Annotated in this window: 2 protein-coding genes and 1 pseudogene; all 3 read right to left on the reverse strand. The window is 73.6% G+C overall.

The annotated features are described in order from the left end of the window. A partial coding sequence (locus ABD194_RS20655) for a phytoene/squalene synthase family protein (RefSeq protein WP_343995032.1) occupies positions 1-544 on the reverse strand: 544 nt, incomplete at its 3' end. Beyond that, positions 541-2,058 (reverse strand): phytoene desaturase family protein, encoded by a 1,518-nt coding sequence (crtI, locus tag ABD194_RS20660; protein WP_343995034.1) that lies wholly within the window; start codon positions 2,056-2,058, stop codon positions 541-543. The genes crtI and ABD194_RS20655, both read right to left, overlap by 4 nt. Next, positions 2,043-2,383 (reverse strand): annotated as a pseudogene (locus tag ABD194_RS20665) (isopentenyl-diphosphate Delta-isomerase); the annotation flags it as partial. The gene crtI and the pseudogene ABD194_RS20665, both read right to left, overlap by 16 nt.

Genomic DNA, 2,383 nt, shown 5'->3' on the forward strand with positions numbered 1-2,383 from the left:
CGCGCAGGAAGTTCGTCAGCTGGAAGGCGAGTCCGAGCGCGCGGGCGGGCTCGAGCGCCAGTGGCGAGCGGGGCTGCAGGACCGGCAGCATCATCTCGCCGATGACGGCGGCCGAGCCGTCCATGTAGCCGAGCAGGTCGTCCCACGTCTCGTAGGTCGTCTGGGTGAGGTCGAGTGCCATGGCGCCGAAGAACCGCTCGAAGCACTCGTCGGCGATGCCGCACGAGCGGACGCTGTGGCCGATGGCTGCCAGGACCGGGTCGTCGGTGGGCTCGCCGTCGGCGACGCGCCGGAAGGTGGCCGCCAGGTCGTGCAGCCTGGTCGCGGTCATGGCCACGTGCGCCGAGGTGGTCGCCCCCTCGTCGTCGACGATGTCGTCGGCGAGACGGCACAAGGCGTAGACGGCATACACGTGCCGTCGGCGCTCGGGAGGCAGCAGGAGGGTGCCCCAGTAGTACGTCGTGCCGTAGCGGCGGGTGATCTGCGCGCAGCGCCGATAGCCCTCGGCCAGGAGTGGATGGGGTTGTGCGGCAGCGTTTGTCACCGGCGTCCCCTGTCGGCTTGGGGCCGGGGCCGGGGGCCCGGGAGGTAGGCGTCGACCCGGTCGGCGGCGAGCTTGCCGCTGACGAGGACCATCGGCACGCCGACGCCGGGCACCGTGCCCGAGCCGGCGAAGACGAGGCCCGGCACGCGCCGGTCGAGGTTGCCCGGCCGGAACGGGCCGGTCTGCAGGAACGTGTGCGCCAGCGCGAACGGCGTGCCCTGGTGCATCCCCATCTGCTGCCACTCGAGCGGCGTGACGAGCTCCTCGGTGAGGATCCGGTCGGGGTAGCCGTTGGCGGTGAGGAAGCCGTGCAGCCGCTCGCGCATCGGCTCGCGCTCGTGCGTCCAGTCGATCGAGGAGCTGAGGTTGGGCACCGGCTCGAGGACGTAGAGGACCGAGTCGCCCTCCGGCGCGAGGCCGGGCTCGCTCAGGGTCGGCACGGTGACGAGGCGCGAGGGGTCGGGCATGAGCCGGCGGTCGTCGATGAGGGCGCGGAAGGCGCCGTCCCAGTCGGCGCCGAAGTGGATGTTGTGGTGGGCCGTGCCGGGCGCCGGGGCGCCGGAGGCGCCGACGTGCCAGACGACGGCCGAGGGCGAGTACGTCCCCGACCGCACGACCCGCGGCGGCTTCAGCTCGGGCAGCAGCTGGTCGTATGCGGTGGGCAGGTCGAGCGTGCAGACGACGGCATCGGCGCGCAGCCGCTCCCCGGAGTCGAGCTCGACCCCCGCGACGACGCCGCGGCGGTCGAGGACGAGCCGGGTGACGCTCGTGCCGAAGCGCAGTTCGGCGCCGGCCTTGCCGGCCGCCGTCGCGAGCGCCGCCGGCACGGCGTCCATCCCGCCCTCGGGCCACCACACGCCCTCGATGCTGTCCATGTAGGTGATGACCGCGTAGAGCGCGAGCGCACTCTCGGGCGACAGGCCGGCATACAGCGCCTGGAAGGAGAAGAGCCGGTGGAGGCGCTCGTCGCGGAACCACTCGCGGATGACGGGCCCGAGGCGGCGGAAGCCACCGAGCCGCAGCAGTCGGGCGGCCGCTCGCGGGGAGCTCGCGAGGTCGAGCGGGCTGTCGAAGTTGGCGTCGATGAAGTGCGGCATCTCGACGCGGTAGAGCTTGCGCAGCCAGTCGGCGAAGTCGACGAAGGCGGCCGCGTCGACGCTGCCGCACGTCGCGGCGATCTCCTCGCGCATCGCCTCGACGCCGTGCCGGACCATGATCTGGCTGCCGTCGTCGAAGCGCGCACGGTAGGCGGGGTCGAGAAGGCGCATCGGGAGCGCGTCCTGCAGCGACGTGCCGGCCGCGGCGAGGGCGTCGCCGACGAGGTCGGGCATCGTCATCACGGTCGGGCCGGTGTCGAAGGTGAAGCCGTCCCGGTGCAGCCGCAGCCCTCGACCGCCGGGCGCGTCGTGGCGCTCGACGAGGGTCACCTCGTGGCCGCGCCCGACGAGGTGGCAGGCGGCGGCGAGCCCGGACAGGCCGGCGCCGATGACGACGACGCTCACGAGTCGCGCCACGCGATCAGCTCGGCGAGGCTGCGCAGCTCGGCGACGGCGTCTGCATCGAGATCGCCGCCGTCGAGGGCCTCGCAGGCGAGCTGCACCTCGTCGGCGATGCGCTGCTCGGTGCGCCGGAGCACGCCGGCCTCGCGCATGAGCTCCTGCAGCACGGGCACCGTCTCCGGGGTGACGACGCCCTGCTCGCCCAGGTGCTGCTCGGCCAGGTCGGCCGGCAGCGCCTCGCGGGCCTCGGCCAGCAGGACCGTCGGCTTGCCCGACAGGAGGTCGTCGCCGACGGGCTTGCCGGTGCGAGCGGGGTCGCCCCAGACGCCGAGGATGTCGT

The sequence above is a fragment of the Terrabacter terrae genome (genome assembly GCF_039529575.1).
Classification (GTDB): Bacteria; Actinomycetota; Actinomycetes; order Actinomycetales; family Dermatophilaceae; genus Terrabacter; species Terrabacter terrae.